The organism is Micromonospora sp. NPDC049799 (assembly GCF_040656655.1).
Classification (GTDB): Bacteria; Actinomycetota; Actinomycetes; order Mycobacteriales; family Micromonosporaceae; genus Micromonospora.
This window is the reverse complement of the sequence record NZ_JBFAMU010000401.1, coordinates 1-4,525: the sequence shown is the minus strand read 5'-3', so window position 1 is coordinate 4,525 and position 4,525 is coordinate 1. Positions and strand designations below refer to the sequence as shown.

The 4,525-nt window shown below is 72.7% G+C and carries 4 protein-coding genes; 1 reads left to right on the top strand and 3 read right to left on the bottom strand.

Annotated features, from left to right (window positions below; all coding sequences use genetic code 11):
• Positions 1-323: 323 nt before the first annotated feature.
• Positions 324-989 carry a response regulator transcription factor gene (locus AB0I76_RS23145; protein WP_357039060.1) on the bottom strand — a complete coding sequence of 222 codons (666 nt, stop codon included), beginning with the start codon at positions 987-989 and terminating at the stop codon, positions 324-326.
• A complete protein-coding gene (locus tag AB0I76_RS23140; RefSeq protein WP_357039057.1) occupies positions 986-2,224 on the bottom strand; it encodes a histidine kinase in 1,239 nt (412 codons plus the stop codon). The genes AB0I76_RS23145 and AB0I76_RS23140 overlap by 4 nt, the downstream gene beginning before the upstream one ends.
• A gap of 227 nt (positions 2,225-2,451) precedes the next feature.
• Here AB0I76_RS23140 and AB0I76_RS23135 point away from each other — a divergent pair, with 227 nt between their 5' ends.
• On the top strand, positions 2,452-3,897 hold the full coding sequence (locus AB0I76_RS23135; protein WP_357039054.1) for a hypothetical protein: 1,446 nt from the start codon (positions 2,452-2,454) through the stop codon (positions 3,895-3,897).
• Here the strand turns inward: AB0I76_RS23135 and AB0I76_RS23130 are convergent.
• Positions 3,863-4,525 (bottom strand): DUF4397 domain-containing protein (locus tag AB0I76_RS23130; RefSeq protein ID WP_357039051.1); only part of this gene is annotated, 663 nt, incomplete at its 5' end. The two genes, AB0I76_RS23135 and AB0I76_RS23130, sit on opposite strands and share 35 nt — an antisense overlap.

The window sequence follows — 4,525 nt, the reverse complement described above, 5'->3', positions numbered from 1 at the left end:
GTGGTCCGGGCCCCATTTGACCATCGCCTGGCCGCCCGCGGCGTTGTGGGCTTGGGTGCGACCCTGCCGTCCGGGGGGTCGGGTCCGTCGCCGAGGACGACGGCCAGCGCCGGCAGCAGCAGCCGCGGCCCTTCGGCGCGCAGCGAGCGCAGGGCCAACCGGATCATGACGGACACGTGCGGCTCCCCGGTGGAGATCGTTTCCCGGACGTCTCCGACGCTAGGGGCGGCACCGGTCGGGCGCGTCCGCCGTCGCGCTCGACCGGGGTGCGTCCCCGGTGGTCCCGCGGCGGGCGGCCGGTACGACCTGGGTCGTACGCGGCGTCAGCCCCCCGGGGTCACCAGGCCGCTCTCGTACGCCAGGACCACCGCCTGCACCCGGTCACGGAGTTGGAGTTTCGCCAGGATCCGCCCGACGTGGGTCTTGACCGTGGCCTCCGCGACGTGCACGCGCGCGGCGATCTCGGTGTTGGACAGGCCCTGCGCGACGAGCAGCAGGATCTCCCGTTCCCGATCGGTGAGCTGGGCGAGGCGGGGGTCCTCCACCGGGCCGGGGCCGAGCTGACCGGCGAACCGGTCGAGCAGCCGGCGGGTGATCGACGGGGCCACCACCGAGTCGCCCTGCGCGACGACCCGGATCGCGGCGAGCAGTTCCTCCGGCGGCACGTTCTTGAGCAGGAAGCCGCTGGCGCCGGCCCGGAGGGCGGCGAAGGCGTCCTTCTCGGTGTCGAACGTGGTCAGCACCAGCACCCGGGGCGGGCCGGCCGGGCGGTCGGCGCAGATCCGGCGGGTCGCCTCCACCCCGTCCATGGTCGGCATCCGCACGTCCATCACCACCACGTCGGCGTCGACGCGCGCGAGGACGCGCAGGGCGTCGGCACCGTCGATCGCCTCGCCGACCACCTCCAGGTCCGGCTGCGAGTCCAGCACCATCCGGAACCCGGCGCGCACCAGCGCCTGGTCGTCCACGATCACCACCCGCACGGTCATGCCGCGATCACCTCCGCTCCGGGGGTCGACGGTAGCGGCAGCCGCGCCTCGACCCGCCAGCCCCCACCCGGTCGCGGTCCGGCGGTGAGGCTGCCGTCGTACACCCCGACGCGCTCGCGCATCCCGACCAGGCCGTGGCCCCCGGACGGCGCCGGCCGGACCGGTGGGCGGCCGCGCCCGTCGTCGACCACCCGGACCACGACGGCGGCGGCGGTGTGGTCGAGGGTCACGTCGACGCCGGCACCGACCCCCGCGTGCTTGAGCGCGTTGGTCAGTCCCTCCTGCACCAGTCGGTAGAGGGTCAGTTCCAGCCCCGGCGGCAGGGGCGGGACCTCGTCGCCGGCCGACCAGCGGACGCGCAGCCCGGCGTCGCGGAAGCGATCCAGCAGGGCGGGCAGTTCGGCGAGTGCCGGCCGGCGGTGCTCGGGTTCGGCGGCGACCCCGGGTGCTGGTGACTCCCCCGCCGTGCCGGGCGCGGCCGTCTCCGGTGGGTTCGGCTCCCGGAGTACGCCGACGAGCCGGCGCATCTCCTCCAAGGCCGCCCGACCGGTGTCGGCGACCACCTTTACCGCCTCGCGGGCGGTCTCCGGGTCCCGGTCGAGGGTGAACCGCGCCCCGTCGGCCTGGACGATCATCACGGCGAGGCTGTGCGCGACGACGTCGTGCAGCTCGCGGGCGATGCGGGTGCGTTCCTCGGCGACGGCGGCCCGCGCCTCGGCCTCGCGTTCCCGTTCCAGCGTGGTGGCCCGCTCCTCCAGGCTGAGCACGTAGAGCCGGCGGGTCCGGACGTTCAGCGCGGCCAGCCAGACCCCGCCGGTGACCAGCCCGAAGTAGATGGTGCTGGCCCACCAGGGGACGTCGCCCTCGACCTGGAGGGCGGCCAGCACCACGCCGACCGCGGCGACCACGCCGGCGAGCACCCCGTCGCGGAGACGGTCGGCGTACTTGACCACGCTGTAGAGCGCGACGAGCACCGCGACGTCGAAGGCGAGCGGACCCCAGCCGGCGACGACCTGCACCAGCGCGAGGACGGCCACCGCGGCCGCGACGGCACTGGGGTGGTGCCGGCGGAACAGCAGCGCCACCGCCATCGTGGCCCCGACGAGGGTCGCCGCCCACCCGCCGGGCTGGTTGACCGCTCCGAGGAGGCCGACGAGGACCACCCCGAGCGTGACGAGGACGTCGAAGGCGACGCTGCGCAGCGGGCGACCGAAGGCGGTGCGGTTCACGGTCACCCAGCGTACGTGCCGGGTTCAGGGGGTGACCGGACCTGCCAGGACGAGCAGTGTGACGGTCAGCGGGGCCCGGTCGCGCCGTTGGGTCACGGGGCACCGCATACGGTCGAGGTCACGGCGATCGCATTCATCGACAACAGCCCGCTTTTGTGACTCAGGTCACATCGACGGACATCAGCGGTCGATAGGGTGTGGACACTCACCCTCTCCTTACGAAGGGCTCGCCGATGATCACATCATCCACGCCGTGGACACGGCGGTTCCGAGCGGTCGGCCTGACCGCGGCCGGCCTCCTCGTCGCGAGCGTCGCGGTCGCCGCACCCAGCAGCGCCCAGGTCGCACCACGGTCGGCGCCACCCGCCACCGTGGGCGCCGCGACCACCATCCCCGGTGTCGACGAGATCGCCAGCAGCCCGAATCTGCGGCAGGTCGCCAACGTGCCGAAGCAGGCCCCGCTGACCGCCACCAACAGCGACATCGCCTTCCAGGGCAGCTACGCCTTCGTCGGCAACTACAACGGCTTCGTCATCTACGACATCGCCCGCCCCAGCGCACCGACCGTCGTGTCGCAGGTGCTCTGCCCCGGCTCGCAGAACGACATCTCCGTCTACGGGAACCTGCTCTTCCTCTCCACCGACTCCTCCCGCAGCGACGACTCGTGCAGCAGCGTCGCGCAGTCGGCGACCGTCAAGGAGTCGTGGGAGGGCATCAAGGTCTTCGACATCAGCGACAAGACCAGTCCCCGCTACGTCAAGGCCGTCGAGACCGCCTGCGGCTCGCACACCCACACCCTCGTTCCGGCCAAGGACGGCGCCTCGGTCTACCTGTACGTGTCCTCGTACTTCCCGTCGGACACCTTCCCGGACTGCCAGCCGCCGCACGACTCGATCTCCATCGTCAAGGTGCCGCTGGGTGCACCGACCGACGCCGCGGTGGTCGCCACGCCGAACCTCTTCCCCGACGGTGGGTACAAGGGCGACGGCACCGGCACGGCGACGAGCGGTTGCCACGACATCACCGCCTACCCGCGCAAGGACCTGGCGGCGGGCGCCTGCATGGGTGACGGCATCCTGCTGGACATCCGCGACCGGGAGGCGCCCCGGGTGATCGCCCAGGTACGCGACACGAAGAACTTCGCGTTCTGGCACTCGGCCACGTTCAACAACAGCGGCACCAAGGTCGTCTTCACCGACGAACTCGGCGGCGGTGGCGGGGCGACCTGCAACGCGAAGGTCGGCCCGGACAAGGGCGCGGACGCCATCTACGACATCACCGGCAGGGGTGACGCCCGCTCGCTGGAGTTCCGCAGCTACTACAAGATCCCCCGGGAGAACGCCGACACCGAGAACTGCGTCGCCCACAACGGGTCGCTGATTCCGGTGCCGGGCCGCGACATCATGGTCCAGTCCTGGTATCAGGGCGGCATCTCGGTGTGGGACTTCACCGACTCGGCCAACCCCAGGGAGATCGGCTACTGGGAGCGGGGCCCGGTCAACGCCGACCAGCTGACCTTCGGTGGCACCTGGTCGGCGTACTACTACAACGGACACGTCTACTCCAGTGACCAGAAGGGCCTGGACGTGCTGAAGATCGACGACGAGTCGATCCCCGGCGCGAAGTCGAGGCGGGTCAACCAGCTCAACGCGCAGACCCAGTACGCGTACCGGAACTGACCCAGATGACACGTCGGCGCAACTCGGTGGTGAGCCCGCCCTGCCTGCCGTCCAGCACCAGCAGCGAGTAGACCGCGCCGCCGTCCAGGGTGACCTCGGTGTCGGTGGTCGGCCCGCCCGAGCCGCCCAGGCGCAGCCGCCATCGGCCCGCCTCGACCTCCCGGTAGTCCGAGGTGGTGGCGAAGCGGACGCCTTCGGCGATCCGGGGCCCGTCGGCGGCGGCCACGTCGACGATCGGCGCGCGCACCGACGCCTGGACGACGCGAACCCTGGCCCGTCCCGCCGCCGGCGTGCTGAGGTCGTCGCGCAGCACCCGCAGTCCCAGGTCCGCGTACCGGCCCACCCCGGCGACCGTGTGCGCCGAACCGCTGGTCACCGCCACCTCGGTGGTCAGCACCGGAGGCTCGTCGGCCGGCGCGCCGGCCTGGCGCATGGCGACCGCGTAGCGGCCCACCGGCAGCGGGAGGTACGTCGACACGACCCCGTAGCCGACGGCCGGGAACACCTGCGGGTCCGGCCGGCCGGGTGCGGCGAGGTAGACGTCGACGGCGGGGGTGTCGGGGGAGAGGTGCGCGAGCCGGACGTAGCCGACCGTGGCTGCCCCGGCCCCGGCCGGCGCACCGGCCAC

Coding starts and splice junctions, on each gene's coding strand:
- AB0I76_RS23145 (WP_357039060.1), bottom strand. CDS start 989: ATGACCGTGCGGGTGGTGATCGTGGACGACCAGGCGCTGGTGCGCGCC.
- AB0I76_RS23135 (WP_357039054.1), top strand. CDS start 2,452: ATGATCACATCATCCACGCCGTGGACACGGCGGTTCCGAGCGGTCGGC.